Origin of the sequence: Streptomyces sp. SM11 (assembly GCF_002910905.1) — a bacterium.
In the GTDB taxonomy this organism is placed as follows: domain Bacteria; phylum Actinomycetota; class Actinomycetes; order Streptomycetales; family Streptomycetaceae; genus Streptomyces.
In genome coordinates this window covers 1-14,859 of the sequence record NZ_NEUE01000284.1, presented here as the reverse complement: position 1 = coordinate 14,859, position 14,859 = coordinate 1, and the positions used below count along the sequence as shown (strand labels likewise).

Annotated in this window: 12 protein-coding genes and 2 pseudogenes; 9 read left to right on the top strand and 5 right to left on the bottom strand. The window is 71.2% G+C overall.

What is annotated here, in order from left to right; all coding sequences use genetic code 11:
- Nucleotides 1-122 precede the first annotated feature (122 nt).
- Nucleotides 123-1,514, top strand: coding sequence for an IS1380 family transposase (locus tag B9S58_RS31210; protein ID WP_103531556.1), 1,392 nt, complete (start codon nt 123-125; stop codon nt 1,512-1,514).
- 382 nt (nt 1,515-1,896) lie between these two features.
- Nucleotides 1,897-2,193, top strand: a complete 297-nt coding sequence (locus tag B9S58_RS31200; protein ID WP_103535282.1) for a sulfatase — start codon at nt 1,897-1,899, stop codon at nt 2,191-2,193.
- 115 nt (nt 2,194-2,308) lie between these two features.
- Here B9S58_RS31200 and B9S58_RS31195 read toward each other — a convergent pair whose 3' ends face one another.
- Nucleotides 2,309-2,869: a dihydrofolate reductase family protein gene (locus B9S58_RS31195; protein WP_103535281.1), complete on the bottom strand. Its 561-nt coding sequence runs from the start codon at nt 2,867-2,869 to the stop codon at nt 2,309-2,311.
- Nucleotides 2,870-3,044: 175 nt separating this feature from the next.
- On the opposite strand from B9S58_RS31195, the pseudogene B9S58_RS40075 reads away from it, so the two are divergent.
- From B9S58_RS40075 to B9S58_RS31175, 4 genes and pseudogenes are all read left to right on the top strand, one after another.
- A pseudogene (locus B9S58_RS40075) lies at nt 3,045-5,441 on the top strand (tetratricopeptide repeat protein).
- Between the two features lie 42 nt (nt 5,442-5,483).
- Entirely contained in the window at nt 5,484-5,753 is a 270-nt protein-coding gene (locus tag B9S58_RS31185) for a CopG family transcriptional regulator (protein ID WP_103535280.1), read from the top strand.
- The gene (locus tag B9S58_RS31180) at nt 5,750-6,187 is read left to right on the top strand and encodes a type II toxin-antitoxin system VapC family toxin (protein ID WP_103535279.1); all 438 of its coding nucleotides are present in this window, start codon (nt 5,750-5,752) and stop codon (nt 6,185-6,187) included. The genes B9S58_RS31185 and B9S58_RS31180 overlap by 4 nt, the downstream gene beginning before the upstream one ends.
- A gap of 176 nt (nt 6,188-6,363) precedes the next feature.
- Complete coding sequence (locus tag B9S58_RS31175; protein WP_103535278.1) at nt 6,364-7,479, top strand: ADP-ribosylglycohydrolase family protein; 1,116 nt, start codon at nt 6,364-6,366, stop codon at nt 7,477-7,479.
- 126 nt (nt 7,480-7,605) lie between these two features.
- On the opposite strand, the gene B9S58_RS31170 is transcribed toward B9S58_RS31175, so the two are convergent.
- Nucleotides 7,606-8,388, bottom strand: coding sequence for an SDR family oxidoreductase (locus tag B9S58_RS31170; protein WP_103535284.1), 783 nt, complete (start codon nt 8,386-8,388; stop codon nt 7,606-7,608).
- An 85-nt stretch (nt 8,389-8,473) separates the two neighbouring features.
- Between B9S58_RS31170 and B9S58_RS31165 the strand changes: the two genes are divergently transcribed.
- A complete protein-coding gene (locus B9S58_RS31165) occupies nt 8,474-9,316 on the top strand; it encodes a hypothetical protein (RefSeq protein WP_103535277.1) in 843 nt (280 codons plus the stop codon).
- 155 nt (nt 9,317-9,471) lie between these two features.
- Here the strand turns inward: B9S58_RS31165 and B9S58_RS31160 are convergent, their stop codons facing one another.
- The 3 genes from B9S58_RS31160 to B9S58_RS31150 form a co-directional block, all read right to left on the bottom strand.
- Entirely contained in the window at nt 9,472-9,678 is a 207-nt protein-coding gene (locus B9S58_RS31160) for a DUF397 domain-containing protein (protein ID WP_103535276.1), read from the bottom strand.
- 228 nt (nt 9,679-9,906) lie between these two features.
- Nucleotides 9,907-10,764, bottom strand: a complete 858-nt coding sequence (locus tag B9S58_RS31155) for a helix-turn-helix transcriptional regulator (protein WP_103535275.1) — start codon at nt 10,762-10,764, stop codon at nt 9,907-9,909.
- 268 nt (nt 10,765-11,032) lie between these two features.
- On the bottom strand, nt 11,033-11,752 hold the full coding sequence (locus tag B9S58_RS31150; RefSeq protein WP_003968450.1) for a GPP34 family phosphoprotein: 720 nt from the start codon (nt 11,750-11,752) through the stop codon (nt 11,033-11,035).
- A gap of 192 nt (nt 11,753-11,944) precedes the next feature.
- On the opposite strand from B9S58_RS31150, the gene B9S58_RS31145 reads away from it, so the two are divergent.
- Both B9S58_RS31145 and B9S58_RS38540 read left to right on the top strand, forming a co-directional pair.
- Entirely contained in the window at nt 11,945-14,278 is a 2,334-nt protein-coding gene (locus B9S58_RS31145) for a serine hydrolase (protein ID WP_103535274.1), read from the top strand.
- Between the two features lie 311 nt (nt 14,279-14,589).
- Nucleotides 14,590-14,859, top strand: a pseudogene (locus B9S58_RS38540) (IS200/IS605 family accessory protein TnpB-related protein); the annotation flags it as partial.

The window sequence follows — 14,859 nt, the reverse complement described above, 5'->3', positions numbered from 1 at the left end:
CCTTGATCCACCGACGTGATGTCTGTGGATGACTCTTCCGGAAACGAGGAAGTGCCTTGTGACCTGTGATGATGGGAGTTCTTCAGGCTTCCAGCACGCACGATCGGCAAGGCACTTCCGAGATGCAAGTTTCCCATACGCCGGCGGCGGTCTCCGCTGCGTTCGATGATCCGAATCTGGTCGCGCTGGCCGGGCTGGTTCCGGTGATGCGGCTGGCCGAGCGGTGTGGTCTTTCGCGTCTGGTGGCCCAGAAGGTGAGGCTGACCGGGACAGCGAACGGCGCGGGGGCCGCGGCGGGTGCCAAGGTCAGCAGCATCGTGGCCGGCATGGCGGCGGGGGCGGACAGTATCGACGACCTCCACGTGCTGCGGCACGGTGCGATGCCGGCCCTGTTCCGGGGGATCCGCGCGCCGTCCACGCTGGGCACGTTCCTCCGCGCGTTCACCCACGGCCACGCACTCCAACTCCACGCCGTCCACCGCAGGTTCCTCGCCGGTCTGGCCGCCCACACCCCCCTGCTGCCCGGCTCCGGCACGACGGCGTTCATCGACGTCGACTCCACCCACAAACGGGTCTACGGCCGGGCCAAGCAGGGCGCCGAGTACGGCCGGTTCAAGGGCATCCGCACCATGCACCCCCTGCTCGCCACGATCTGCACCCCACAGTCGCGCCCGGTGATCGCCGCAGTACGGATGCGCCGCGGCAAGGCAGCCGATTCCCGTGGAGCCCCGAAATTCGTCAGCGAGGCACTCGCCACCGCCGCCGAGGCGGGCTGCACCGGCACCCGGATCCTGCGAGCGGACTCGCAGTTCTACAACGGCGGGGTGATCGCCGCCTGCCGCCGGGCCGGAGCCCGCTTTTCGATCACCTGCGGGATGAACCCCTCCATCAAACGGGCCGTCCTGGGCATTCCCGACGGGGCATGGCAGCAGATCACCTACCCCACCGCGGTGCCCGACCCGGAGACCGGCGAACTCATCTCCAACGCCGAAGTCGCCGAGATACCCGCCTACACCGCGTTCACCGGCCGCAAGAAGAGCGAACGGGTCACCGCCCGGCTGATCGTGCGCCGGGTCCGTGACCTGGCCAAACCCGCCGTTGTGGGCGAACAGGGCGAGTTGTTTCCCGTCTGGCGCTACCACCCGTTCTTCACCGACCAGCCCGCCCCGACGCTCCAGGCCGAGCAGGAACACCGTCACCACGCCGTCATCGAGCAGGTCATCGCCGACAGCAAAGCCGGGGCTCTGGCCCACCTTCCGTCCGGAAACTTCAACGCCAACGCCGCCTGGCTCACGCTGTGGGCGATGACCTACAACCTGCTGCGGGCCGCCGGCGCGCTGGCCTCCACGTTCCACGCCAGGGCCACCACCACCACGATCCGCACCCACCTCGTCCACGTTCCGGCCCGGATCGCCCGCTCAGCACGGCGCATCACCCTGCACCTGCCACGCAACTGGCCCTGGCAGCACGCCTGGACACACCTGCTCGACACCGCCCACGGGCCACCCGGCTGACACGAACAGCCCCCGTCCACCCGCCCGCAAGGGCCCGACCGGAACCACACCGTGGAAAAGCTGGGCAAACCAGCGGATACAACCTGCCCATACCCAGCCACCGACCCGAACCGGCCCAGAAACCGATCAGAAGATCACACTCAAACCACTTCGGTGGATCAAGGCTTAGGTACCGCAGGGCGCTCCCCAGTGCCGCGCGCCCCGACTCCGCTTCCGCTTCCGCGACTTCGGTCATCCCCGACTCCCCGAGCCCTCGCCGTTGTCCTGTTCGCAGGCAATCGCGTGCCTCTGTCGAGCGTAGGGCGCCGACCGTGACGATGGGGCCACGAACGGTGATCGCCACCCGTCAGAGGCACCTCCTCGCGCTAAGGAACGAAACGACATGACCGACACCTCGCAGCTCCGCCTCCTCCCCTGGAGGTCCCTCGAAGGCAAGCCCTGCTACTTGAGCACCCGCAACCCGGACAGCAGGCTCTCCCGGCTCGCCGACGAGATGGAGGAGGAACAGATCGAGTGCGGGAACGTCGTACTCGAAGGAGCGCGCGAAGTGCTGGCGGACCAGGCGGCCGGTGAGGTCGCCGTACGGTTCGCGCTGACGCAGGCCGTCCTGTCCCTGCGGGAGGTGCTGGTCGTCGCGCACAGCCGGGGGCAGCGGCTCCCGGACGCAGGTGACAGGTAACAGGTAGCAGGTGGCAGATGAAGGGCATGGGCCCACCCGTTGTTCATCCCGTACGGACGCGGGTCATCATGTTCGTCTGCTCCGCGGCGGAGGAAGCCGCCTCCGCCAGGTCGGGTCAGTGGCCGTAGCGCAGGAGCACGGTCCGGGAGTCGAACGTCCGGGATTCGAGGAGCTGGAGTTCGAGTCGCTCCGCGGATTCCGGGAAGAGCGCCTTGCCGCCGCCGAGGACGACCGGATGCACGACGACGTGGTGCTCGTCGATCAGGCCGTGGGCCGTGAGCTCCGCGGCCAGGGAGGCGCCGCCCATCAGCAGCAGGTCCTTGCCCGGCTCGGCCTTGAGGGCGGTGACCTCCTCGACCAGATGCGAACCGCCGATGACGCGTGCGCCGTGGCCGGGCTCGGTCAGGGTGCGCGAGAACACGATCTTGGGGCTGCTGCGCCAGACCGGGGCGAACTTGAGGTCGTGCGGGTCGTCGGAGATCGACTCGACGTCCGGCCAGTAGCCGGCCATCATCTCCCAGACCGGCCGGCCGTAAAGGAAGGTGTCGGCCCGCTCCACCAGGCTGAAGGAGTACGCGGACAGCTCGGGACCCATGGCCGGCCAGTCGAACTCGCCGTTGGGGCCTTCGATGTTGCCGTCCAGCGAGGTGTGGACGAAGTGGACGATCTTTCGCATGGTGGGGCCCTCCGGGATCGCTGAACTGCGGTTTCGCCTGAAGAGACCACGCCGGGCGGGCAAAGTCATCGCAGCAACCGCCGTGATTCACGTCACGCGCAGGCCCGGAAGGTGCGGCATGCCGCCCGCGCCCGTGCGACTCCCGCGCACCCGGGCCCGCTGACAGACTGACCCCATGTCACCGTCCAGCCCCCGCCGCCCCTCCCTCCAGCAGATCGTCGAAGGCCAACGCCGCGCCGCCTTCGTCGGGCGGGAAGCCGAACTCGACCTGTTCCGCGCCAATTTCGCGCTGCCTCCCGAGGACCCACGGCACCGGTTCGTGTTCCATGTGCGGGGCAACGCCGGGGTCGGCAAGACCTCGCTCGTACGGGAATGGCGCGAGGCGGCAGGGGAGTTCGGGGCGTTGACTGCGTCGGCCGACGAGAGCGCCGACTCCGTGCCGGACGTACTCGCAGCCATCGCCGGGCAGTTCGCCGAGCAGGGGCACCCGCTCAAGGCGCTGGACCGGCTGCTCGCCACGTACCGGCGCGCGCTCCACGACGCGGCCGGGCGGCTCGCGGCCGACAACGAGACCTCGGCCGGGGGTCCTTCGCCAGGGGCGCTCGCCGCCGCGCAGGCGGGGCTGATCGCGGCCGGGGCGATACCGGTGGTCGGGGCGCTGGCCGGGGGCATCGACCCGGCGGTCGTCGCCCGGGGCGCGGGCGGGCTGCGGGCGGTGTTCGGGGGCCGGGCCCGGCAGCAGGAGGAGGCCCTGCTGCTGGCGGAACCGGTACGGGTCCTCACGCCGGTGTTCGTCGCCGAGATCGGCCGGGTCGCGGACGCCGTGCCCTGGGTCGCCCTGTTCCTGGACACCTTTGAGCGCACCGCACCCCAGCTGGACCGGTGGCTGGCGGACCTGCTGACCCCCGGGCGGTACGGCGGACTGCCCGCCAACCTCGTCCTGACCCTGGCCGGTCAGCGCCGCCTCGACCCGGTGCACTGGGGCGACCGGGGCCGTCTCGTCGCCGACGTACCGCTCGGGCCGTTCACGGAGGAGGAGTCGCGCCGACTCCTGACCGGACGCGGCGTGGTGGCGGAGCCCGCCGTACGGGAGGTGCTGCGGCTCTCCGGCGGGCTGCCGGTCCTGGTGTCGACGCTCGCCGCCAACCCCGGTGCGGCCGGTGAGGCGAACGCCACCGCCGTCGAACGCTTTCTGGCCGGGGAGAGCGACCCGGCCCGCCGGGCGGCCGCGCTCGCCTGCGCGCTGCCCCGCCGGTTCGACGAGGACCTGGTCGCCGTCGCCGTACCGCAGGACGGGCCGCACGCCGTGCCGGGGCTCTACGACTGGCTGCACGACCTGCCGTTCGTCGCTGAGCCGTACACCGGGCGCTCCCGCTACCACGCCGTCGTCCGGGCCCCGATGCTCCGCCTCCAGCGCACCGGATCGCCGCAGCGGTGGAAGGCGGCGCACGACCGGCTGGCCGAGGCCTTCGCCGCCCGGCGGGACGCGGCGGCCTAGGGCCTCGACCCGGAACGCCTCTGGGCCTCTCAGCCATGGCGCCGGGCAGCCCTGGACGTGCTCTACCACCGGCTCTGCGCGCGCCCCCGCACCGCGCTGCCCGAGGCCCTGCGCGCCGGGATCGCGCTGTGCGATCAGCGGCCGTCCCGCGCCCGCTACTGGGCCCGGACCCTCGCGGAGGCGGGCGAGGACGCCGACAACGCCGTACTCCGTGACTGGGGCCGGGACCTGCTCGCCGCCATAACCGACCACGGCCCCCGCCCCACCGCCGCCCTCGGGCTCCTGCTGACCCGTGCCGAGCTGAGCGACACGGACCGGGCGGCCGCCCTCGTGGCGCGGGCCTGGGACCGTTTCCGGGCCCGGGAGTTCGACGCCGCGCTGTCCGACCACGGGCGGGCCATCGCCGTGGACCCGCGCAGCGAACGCGCCCACCAGGGCCGGGCGGTGATCCTGCGGTCGCTCGGCCGCTACGAGGAGGCCCTCGCCGACCTGGACCGGGCCGAGGAGATCGCGCCCGCCTGGGCCTGGGCGGTGCGCGAGCGAGGAGAGACGTACCGGCGGATGGGCCGCCCCGAGGAGGCCCTGACCGTCCTGGACCGGGCGCACGCCCTGGACCCGTCCGACGCGGTGCCGCTCGGCAGCCGGGGCCTGGTCCGCCATGCGCTGGGCCGGCCCGAGGAGGCGCTCGACGACTTCGACCGGGCGATCGCCCTGTGGCCGGAGTACACCTGGGCGCTGGTGAGGCGGGCCCGGGTCCGTACCGTCCTGGGCGACCCGGTGGGCGCCCTCGCCGACCTGGACCGGGCCGAGGAGCTGTCCCCCGGGCTGGCCGGGACGGAGGGGGAGCGGGGCGAGGTGTACCGGGCGACGGGCCGGTACGAGGAGGCCGTCGCCTGCTACGGCCGGGCCCTCGCCCTGGACCCGGACTACGCCTGGGCGCACGGCAGCAGGGCCCTCGCGCTGGAGGCGCTCGGCCGGATCCCGGAGGCGCTGGCGGACCTCGACCGGGCGCTGGAACTGGACCCGGGGTACGGGTGGGCGCGGGCGCGGCGGGAGCGGCTGGGGGCGAGGTGACGGCGAGCTGCGCAGCCGGTACAGGACCTGTACCATCGATGTATGGCGCTGAAACGGACCAATGTGTATGCGGACGACGAGGATCTCGCCCTGATCAAAGAGGCGGCGGTGCGCTTGGGCGTGTCCGAGGCGGAGCTGATCCGGGAGGGCATTCACCGGATCGCCCTTGCCCAGCGCGTCTGGGATGAGCCGATCGTCACCGACGACGAGACGTTCGACCTGGGCGGCCCCATTACCCGTGATGACGTGCGTGACGCCGTGACCCGGGCTCATGGGGCAGGAGAGCCGCAAGGGCGAGGGCACGCTGCGTGATCGTCGTCGCTGACACGTCCGGGCTGCTGGCCCTCTTCAACAGCGCGGATCCGGCCCACCTCGCGGTGCGCAAGGCCGCCGACCAGTGCGGTCTGCTGGTGGCGAGCCCACTCGCGCTCACCGAGGTCCATCATGTGGCGACGGCCCGAGGGGGCCGCCGCGCCGCTGACCATATTCTGCGCTCGATCACGGAGCGGGTCAGGGAACGTCGGATCGTCCTTGAGCCCCCGACGGCGGATCTCCTTGATGCCGCACTCACCGTGCGGGCGCGCTACGGGGCGCTGAATCTTGACTTTGTCGACGCGGTCAATGTCGCGCTGGCAGCCGCATACGACACCGACGCCGTGCTGACCCGGGACATTCGGGACTTCCGTACACTGCGCCCGCTCACGGGGCGGTACGCGTACTTCCGGATCCTTCCTGAGGACCTCTGAGGCTCCTCCCGGTGCCCTCCCCACCCGGTCAAAAACGACCTGCGGGACGTCCGTCGACATACCCGTACGTACCCAGGTCGCCCCCTCTACCGCCCGTTCCCGTTCGATTACAGTGCTTGCGCGGTCGCCCGCAGAGGCCCGCGCAGGCGAGCAGGTGGTGACGGGGAGGGGGCGGGGTGAGCACAGGGACCACGGCGGTCTGGGGCCGGGCCGAGCAGCAGGACTTCCGCAGCCGGGTCCGCGGGACCCTGCTCGGCGGGGCCGTCGGGGACGCGCTCGGGGCCGGGGTCAGCGAGCTCGTGCTGGAGGAGATCCGCGCCGCCCACGGGGGCGAAGGGGTCACCGACTACGTCGTCGCGCACGGCAGACGCGGCGCCGTCACCGCCCTCACCCAGCTCACCCTGTTCACCGTCGACGGGCTGATCCGCGCCCAGGTCCGCCGTGACACCGGAGCCTGGCACCCGCCCACCGATGTGCACCGGGCCCATCTGCGCTGGGCCGCCACCCAGCACGACTGGGGGCCCGACGAACGGCGCGAGGACAACGGCTGGCTGGCAGCCGAGGAGTGGCTCTACGCCCGCCGCGACCCCGCCCGGGAGTGCCTGGGCGGTTTCGGCGACCCCGTCATGGGCACCCTCGACCGGCCCAAGAACCCCACCGCCCGGGACGCGGGCGCGCTCACCCGGTCCGCGCCGTTCGGGCTCCTGGTGGGGTGGGAGCCGGGGCTGGTGCTCCAACTGGCCGTCGAGTGCGCGGCCCAGTCCCACGGGCACCCCGCCGCCCAGCTGGCCGCCGGAGCCTTCGCCGTACTCGTGCACGGGCTGGCGCGCGGGGAGAGCCTGGACGGTTCCGTGCAGCACACGCTGGCCCTGCTCGCCGAACGCCCCGGTCACGAGCCGGTGACCGAGGCCCTGCGGCAGGCCCTCGGCTCCGTGCGGCAGGGCATCCCGGGCCCGGCCCTGATCGAGGCGCTGGGCACGAGCGACGCCGCCGAGGAGGTCCTCGCCGTCGCCGTGTACTGCGCGCTGGTCAGCGAGGACGTCCGGCACGGGCTGCGGCTCGCGGTGAACCACAGTGGCCCCTCCCGTGCCACCGGGTCGGTCTGCGGTGCGCTGCTCGGTGCGCTGCACGGCGAGACCGCGCTGCCGCCGGCCTGGCTCGCGGAGCTGGAGGGGAGGGCCACGCTCCTCGAACTGGCCGACGACTTCGCGATGGAGATGACCCAGGGCCCTGCCCTGCACAGCCCGGCGGCCGTCGCCCCGGGCTGGCTGGCCCGCTACCCGCGCGGCTGAGGGGCTGGGCGCTGGAGGGCTGAGGTCGGGCTCCAGCCCTGGGCTGGGCGTGCGTCAGGGTGTCGGCACGTCAGCACGTCAGCACGTCGGCACATCGGTGCGTCAGCAGGTCGGCATGTCGGCACGTCAGCGCATCAGTTCGCCCGCGTTGACCAGCAGTGACTGGCCGGTGATCGCCCGGGCCCGGTCGGAGGCCAGGAAGGCGACGGCCTCCGCCACGTCCCCGTCCGTGGCCAGCTCCGGCAGCGCCATCCGCTCGGTGAGCCGGGCCAGCACCTCGGACTCCGGTACGCCTTCGGAGTGTGCGGCGAACCGGACGTACGCCTGCACCGGCGGCCCCCACATCCAGCCCGGCAGCACCGTGTTGACCCGGATCCTGTCCGGGCCCAGCTCCCGGGCCAGGGAGTACATCGCCGAGGTGAGCGCCCCCTTGGACGCCGCGTACGCCGCCTGCCGCACCTGGGAGGGAGCGGCCACCGCGGACTGCGTGCCGATCACCACCACCGAGCCGCCCCGCTCCTTGAGCGCGGGCAGGCAGGCCCGGGTCATCCGCAGCGTCCCCAGGAGGTTCACATCGATGACCGACTGCCAGGTGGCGAAGTCGGCGTCCTGGAGCCCGCCGAAACAGCTGTCCCAGGCGGCGACGTGGACCACCGCGTCGATGCCCCCGAACCGTTCCACCGCCAGCGCCGCCAGCGCCTCGCACTGCGTCTCGTCCGTGATGTCGGTCGGCAGGTGGGCCGTGTGCCGGCCCTCCGGGTCGATCTCCGCGGCCGACTTGGCCAGGTTCGCCGCCGTGCGCGCCCCGAGCACCGCGCGCCCGCCGTCCCGGACCACGGTCTCCGCGACCCGGTGCCCGAGCCCCGGGCCGACGCCCGACACGATGACGGTCTTCCCCGCGAGCGACATCGGTGCCTCCCGGCCCTGGAAGTTCATCTGACGGAGCGTCAGAGTAGGGGCAGGCGCGACCCGATGGAAGGGGAAGGGAGACACGGTGGGCGATGACGGGACACGGAGCGAGAGGTATGCCGAGCTGGCGGCGACCGGGCCGTACGGGGTCCGGCCGGGGCACGCCCTGATCACCATGGTGGAACCGCATCCGGGCCATGAGCACGCGTACAACCGCTGGTACGAGGACGACCACTACTACGCGGGTGCGACGGCGATGCCGTGGATGTTCGCCGGGCGGCGCTGGGTGGGCACCAAGGACCTCCAGGGGCTGCGGTATCCGGAGGAGTCGGCGGTGGCCCGGCCGGTCGGCACGGGGTGCTACCTGTCGACGTACTGGGTGACCGAGGGGCGCTACGACGACCACATGAGGTGGACCGTCGCCATCAACAAGCGGCTGAATCGGGACGGCCGGGTCTACCAGGACCGGACCCACGTCTTCACGGCCTTCCAGGACCACGAGGCCACCGTCTACCGCGACGGAGCCGCCGGCCCCCGGGACTTCCACGCGCTCGACCACCCGTACGCTGGCCTCGTTCTCCAGGTCGTCGACGCCGAGGGGCCCGAACGGCGGGCGGAGCTGCTGGAATGGCTGCGTTCGCGCCATCTCCCGAAGCGGCTCAAGGGGTCGCCCGCGGCCATGGTCACCGTGTTCCGGCCGACACCCCTGCCCGGTGACCGGATGACGTACGTGAAGCAGGTCGAGGGGGTCGGCACCCGGCTGACACTGCTGTGGTTCCTCCAGGAGGATCCGCGGACCTGCTGGGAAGAGCACTTCACCGGCCTGGACGTGGCGGTCGCGGAGTCCGGTCTCGGGCGGGTCGAGCTGGTCGCCCCGTTCGTGCCGACCGTGCCCGGGACGGACCGGTACGTCGACCGGCTGCGGTGACGCGGTGGGGCGGTGACGCGGTGGGGCGGTGACGGGTCGTGCCGAGCCCCCTCGGCCAGGACGGCGAACCGGTCGAGAGGGCTCCATCAGGTGGTGCGGTGACGCTGTGGTGCGGTGGTGCCTTGACGCGGTGACGCGTGATCGGTGGCGCGTGATCAGGCGTCGACCGTGCCCGTGGCGACATCGCGCACGAACGCGTTCCACGCGCCGGGGACGAAGGTCAGTGAGGGGCCTTCCGGGGCCTTCGAGTCGCGTACGGCGATGGACAGCGAGATCGGGGACTTGACCTCGACGCACGCGCCGTTGCCCCCGGAGTACGACGACTTCGTCCACTTGTCGGTAGCACCCTGAAGAATTGTCATGTTCACTCCGGTTCAGAGAGTTGGGTGAGTCGCACCAACCTGATTCCGATTGGCGTGATCGACGCTACTCGCCAAGCCCGGCCCATGAGATGGCCGTTCACTCGACCGGATGGTCTTTCCCTGGTAGGCCTTCCGTGGAGAGTGGGCGGCGGTATATCATGCCGCCGCCCAGTCACTCGTGATCCCGGACTGGCTCGTACACGACGTGTCAGTTCGTGTCAGTTCGGGTCAGCTCGTGTACGACTTGGCGATCTTGCTGATGAACTCCCGGGTCTGCTCCACGTTCAGCGCCTGCGCCCGCAGGTGCTCGTACATCACGCTGTAGCGCTGCACGTCATTCGCCTTCTCCAGGTAGAGATCGCTCGTGACGCCCTCGATGTAGACGACGCTGGAGTCCGCGGCGTCCGGGAACTCCAAGATGGCGTACTGGCCGTTGATGCCGGGGTGCGCGCCCATGTCGAACGGCAGCACCTGCACGGTGACGTGCGGCAGGTGTGACTGCTCGACGAGGTGCTCCAGCTGGTCGATCATCACCTGCTTGTCGCCGACCCGCCGGCGCAGCGCCGACTCGTCGATCACGGCCCACAGCCGCAGCGGATTCTCCGGCGCGTTGACCCGGTCCTGCCGCCGCGAACGTACGTTGACCCGCTTCTCGATGTCCGACGGAGGGGCCTCGGGAAGCGCGCCGCTGATCAGGGCCGCGGCGTACGCCCGGGTCTGGAGCAGGCCCGGGACCATCTGGGGCTCGTACACCCGCAGTGACTCCGCGTCGGTCTCCAGGCCGATGTAGACGCTGTACGGGATGTCGCCGAACGCGTGCCACCAGCCCTGCTGGCGGGAGTCCTTGGCCATCTGCATGAGCGAGTCGACGATGCGGACGTCCTCGACCTCGTACACCCCGCAGAGATCGCGCACATCGCGCTGGCTGATGGAGCGGCGCCCGTTCTCCAGTCGGCTGATTTTCGACTGCGAGACCAGCAGCCGCTCCGCCACCTCTTCGGCCGTCATGCCTTTGAGTTCGCGCAGGCGGCGCAACTCCTGGCCCAACCTGCGTCGCCTGACAGTGGGATTGACGTTGGACGGCACGGAAACGGCACCTCCGGCTATGTAGCTGTGCGTATCTACTGCTCAGCAGATTGCCACCCCTTGCCCCGGCCGCGCTGGGAAACGGCCACACGCAGGCCGCGGGGGGCGTACGCACCGGTGCGCGGGGCGGTGCACGAGCGCACGGGGCAGCCGGTGATGGTGACTACCGGCTGCCCCGTGCGTGGTGCGGCTCCCGGACCGGGTCCTGTGACGACTGACGACGGTACGGCGGTGTGCTGTTGTTTCCGGTGCTTCCGGCTCCGGACGGTCAGCTTGCGGCGGTGTGCGCCATGCTGCCGCGACGGGCCTGTGCTTGCGGCTGCAACGGAACGCCCGCTGCCTGCTGCGTGCGGCGTGGCTGGACGGCCACACCGTTCTGGACGTCCATCACGGCGTGCGCCACGAGACCGCCCATCGGGTCGTGCCTGATCAGGTCCCGGAGCCGGGAGCGCGACGAGCGCCCCTCGTTCCCGGGGTACAGATGTTTGCCGAGTCCGACCGCGTGGGCCAGTGCGGCGAGCGCCGCGGTCCGCGGGTCCGGCGGTACGCCGGTGCGGATCGCGCTGTCCAGCCGGTTCCTGATGTCCCGGCTGATCGCCGTCTCCGTCGCTTGGTAGCGAGTCGTCGGCAGCACTCCGCACATCTGGCCCGCCACGGCATGAACCATGCCGCACCGCTCCAGATGAGCGAGATAGATCTGGCGCAGCCCCAGGCGGGGCCCGCCGATCCAGTGGACCGCCCGAACCGGGCTGCCACGACGGCGCAGCAGCTCCAGTGCGGAGTCCAGAGTCGGATCTCCTGTCGGCCGTGGCATCACCACGGCGATACGATCCCCGTCAGGGGCTATCCGTCCTGCCAGAGCCAGCTCCACTAGCTGTGCCCCGGCCAGGCCGAGGTCGAGCGACTGCGGCTGCGCTGTGGTACCCGTGGTCGGGTCCAGAGCGAGCAACAGAAGCTCCTCCGGGATTGTTCTGCGGCTCCTGCCCATCCATGCCTCCCCGCGTGGATGTCTGACAGGGTGACCCCTCTCACATTCATCTGTCGAGAGCGCCTGGCTGCTTTGTGCGGGAACCAGTAGGTATGTCGTTACCGTCTAGCAGCTCGGCCAGGGGTTCACACAGGACACTGGTAGATGGTTCGGACAGCGCGGGGTTGCCCCGCAGCGCATGAGGAGGCATCGGTGGCGGGCGAGTCCCCCGACAAAACGGAGCAGCAGAAGTCGTCGGGGGCGGCTGCGGAGGAACGCGACCCGCGCTTCGCCGTGTTCCGTGACCCAGGCGCGGACACGGATGCGGACACGGGAGCCGCGTCCGACTCGGCGACCGCTGTCTTCCGGCCCCGGCTTCCGGAGGACGCCGCCCGGCGTGAGTCCGAGGCGGAGCCGGCGCCGGCTCCGGAAAGTGCGTCCGAGCCGGAGAGAGCGGCTGTGGCGGCTTCCACGGCCCCTGGGGAGGCCGCCACGGCTCCGGAGGGCACGGGAGCCGCCGAGGACCGCACGGGCCCGGACACGGACGCGGAGGCGTCCGACGTGCGGACGCCTGCACAGGCGTCCGCGGAGGGGCCGGCGGACGAGCCCGAGGCCGGGGACGGCCGGCTGCGTGCCGCGGTGGCCGCCTGGGTCGATGCCGCGGCAGAGGGCGAGCCGACGGTGGACACCGACTCCGAGGCCGGTTCCGACGCCGATGCGGACTCCGACGCGGAGCCCGGGACCGACGGCAAGGCCGAGCCGTCCGCGACGGCGGAACCGGATCCCGAGCCGGAGGCCGACGCCGAGCCGGACGCGGGCAACGCCTCCGACCTGCGAGGAATCGATCAGCCCACCGCCATTTTCAAGGCGGTAAAGGCGGTCAAGCCTGCCGAGCGGGTCGACCAGGCGACGACCGCGCTGAAGCTCCCGCCGCCCGAGAGCAAGCCCGAGAGTAAGCCCGAGAGTAAGCCCGAGAGTAAGCCCGAGAGCAAGCCCGAGAGTAAGCCCGAGAGCAAGCCCGAGAGCGAGGCCGAGAGCACGAGCACGTTCGTGCCGCTGCGCTCCGACGACGTGCGGTCCGCCCCCGCGCCCCGCAAGCCGGAGCCGGAGCCGGAGTACGGGACCAGGGCGGAGACGGGACCGGGCGCCGTGCCCGAGGCACCCGTGCGCACCCCGGAGACCGGTTCGCCCGCCGCTCCGGCGCCCGCGGCCCCCTCCTGGGCCGCGGCCGAGCGGACCCGGCAGCAGCCAATGCCGCCGAGGCCGCCGCTCGACCTGCTCGCCGAGCTGACGAACACCCCGCCGCCGCCGGAGACCTCGGTCCGGACCGCCGTGCGACGGGTCAAGATCTGGACCCCGCTGGTGCTCCTCCTGCTGATCGTCTTTGCGATCGTGCAGGTGATGCGCCCGCTGCCGGAGCCTTCGCTGGAGCTCACGGCGAGGCCGACGTACACCTTCGAGGGCGGAGCGACGAAGCTGTCCTGGCCGGGCCAGGGGCAGTCGGCCGTGATGGTGGACGGCGTCGGCTCGCTCGGTTCGGAGGGGGCGCAGAAGCCGGCCCCGATCGCGAGCGTCGCGAAGGTCATGACCGCCTACGTGATCCTTCAGGAGCACCCCCTCAAGGGTGACGAGGAGGGCGAGAAGATCACCGTCGACCAGAAGGCGGAGGACGAGTCCAAGCGTCCCGACGAGTCGACGGCCCCGCTGACCAAGGGGCAGGTGCTCTCCCAGCGGCAGATGCTCCAGCTGCTGATGATCCCCTCGGGGAACAACGCGGCGCGGCTGCTCGCCCGCTGGGACGCGGGTTCCGAGGACGCGTTTCTCGACAAGATGAACGAGGCGGCCAAGGACCTCGGGATGACCGGGTCGACGTACACCGACCCGAGCGGCCTGGAGAAGACCACCGTCTCCACGGCCACCGACCAGCTGAAGCTGGCACAGGCGGTCATGCGCAACGAGGTCTTCCGGGAGATCGTTGACATGCCCGAGATCGAGATCGAGGGCATCGACGGCAAGATCTACAACAACAACAACCTCCTGCTGAATCCGGGCGTGAGCGGCATCAAGACCGGCTCCTCCACCCCGGCGGGCGGCAACCTGCTCTGGTCCGCGAACACCAAGGTCGACGGCAAGATGCTCTGGATCTACGGAGCGGTCATGGGCCAGCAGGCCGGTACCGGCCGGGTCTACGACAGCCTGGAGCTGTCCCTCCAGAACAGCCTGAAGCTGATCAAGAACGCGCAGGAGGCCGCTACCTCGGCGACGGTGGTGAAGAAGGGGGATGTCGTCGGATACGTGGACAACGGATTCGGCGGGCAGACCCCGGTGGTCGCCTCCAAGAACCTCAAGGCGGTCGGCTGGTCCGGCCTGGAGGTCGAGCTCAAGGTCACCGACAACGGCAAGGGCATCGACCGCGCCGCGAAGGCCGGGAGCGAGGTCGGCATGGTGACCGTGGGCACCGGCACCGGAAAGGTCACGGCGCCGGTGGTGCTGCAGAGCGACCTGACCGAGCCGGCCTTCGGCGACAAGCTGACCAGGATCGGCTGAGACAGCGGAGCGAGGGGGAGGGGCCGGCGACGCCGCCGGCCCCTCCCCGCTTATGACAGAGATACGTGCCAGGGGTTGTGAGCTGTTGCTGGTTTGGTGTGCGTGAGTGGGTTGTGGCGCCGGGGGTGGGTTCGGTGGTGTGACGGGTGAGGGCGGGAAACCGGGTACGGGTGTTCTGGGGTCGAATGGGTGACCTTGATGATGGTTGCTCGTTGTGCCGGGTGACAGGTTGCACGGCTTTGGGGCGGGGGTGTGGTGGTGGATGGTGTGCGCGCGTTGGCGGCCCGTTCGTGGTGCCCGGACCTTCGGGGGTGGCGGTCCGGGACCGTCTCAAACACCTCACCCCGCAGGATGAGCGGGTGCTGCGGGCGGTCGGTGAACATCAGGGCGTGCTCGCTTCACGTGACCTGAAGGTTCGCTGCGCGCAGGGTCTGGAACCTGGTGCTGATTCCTGGGCTGCGCGTAAGCGGGGGCTGACGAAGGTGTCGTCGTCGCGGATCGCCGGGGCGATCACCAAGGCCAGTCATGATCAGTGGGCGCTCGCCCGTCGCTGCCAGGCCGCACACATCCGGTCGCTGGAG

What these genes read in the sequence shown, in the direction of transcription:
- B9S58_RS31210 (WP_103531556.1), top strand. Translation starts at nt 123, where the DNA reads ATGCAAGTTTCCCATACGCCGGCGGCGGTCTCCGCTGCGTTCGATGAT.
- B9S58_RS31200 (WP_103535282.1), top strand. Translation starts at nt 1,897, where the DNA reads ATGACCGACACCTCGCAGCTCCGCCTCCTCCCCTGGAGGTCCCTCGAA.
- B9S58_RS31195 (WP_103535281.1), bottom strand. Translation starts at nt 2,869, where the DNA reads ATGCGAAAGATCGTCCACTTCGTCCACACCTCGCTGGACGGCAACATC.
- B9S58_RS31185 (WP_103535280.1), top strand. Translation starts at nt 5,484, where the DNA reads ATGGCGCTGAAACGGACCAATGTGTATGCGGACGACGAGGATCTCGCC.
- B9S58_RS31170 (WP_103535284.1), bottom strand. Translation starts at nt 8,388, where the DNA reads ATGTCGCTCGCGGGGAAGACCGTCATCGTGTCGGGCGTCGGCCCGGGG.
- B9S58_RS31160 (WP_103535276.1), bottom strand. Translation starts at nt 9,678, where the DNA reads ATGACAATTCTTCAGGGTGCTACCGACAAGTGGACGAAGTCGTCGTAC.
- B9S58_RS31150 (WP_003968450.1), bottom strand. Translation starts at nt 11,752, where the DNA reads ATGGGCAGGAGCCGCAGAACAATCCCGGAGGAGCTTCTGTTGCTCGCT.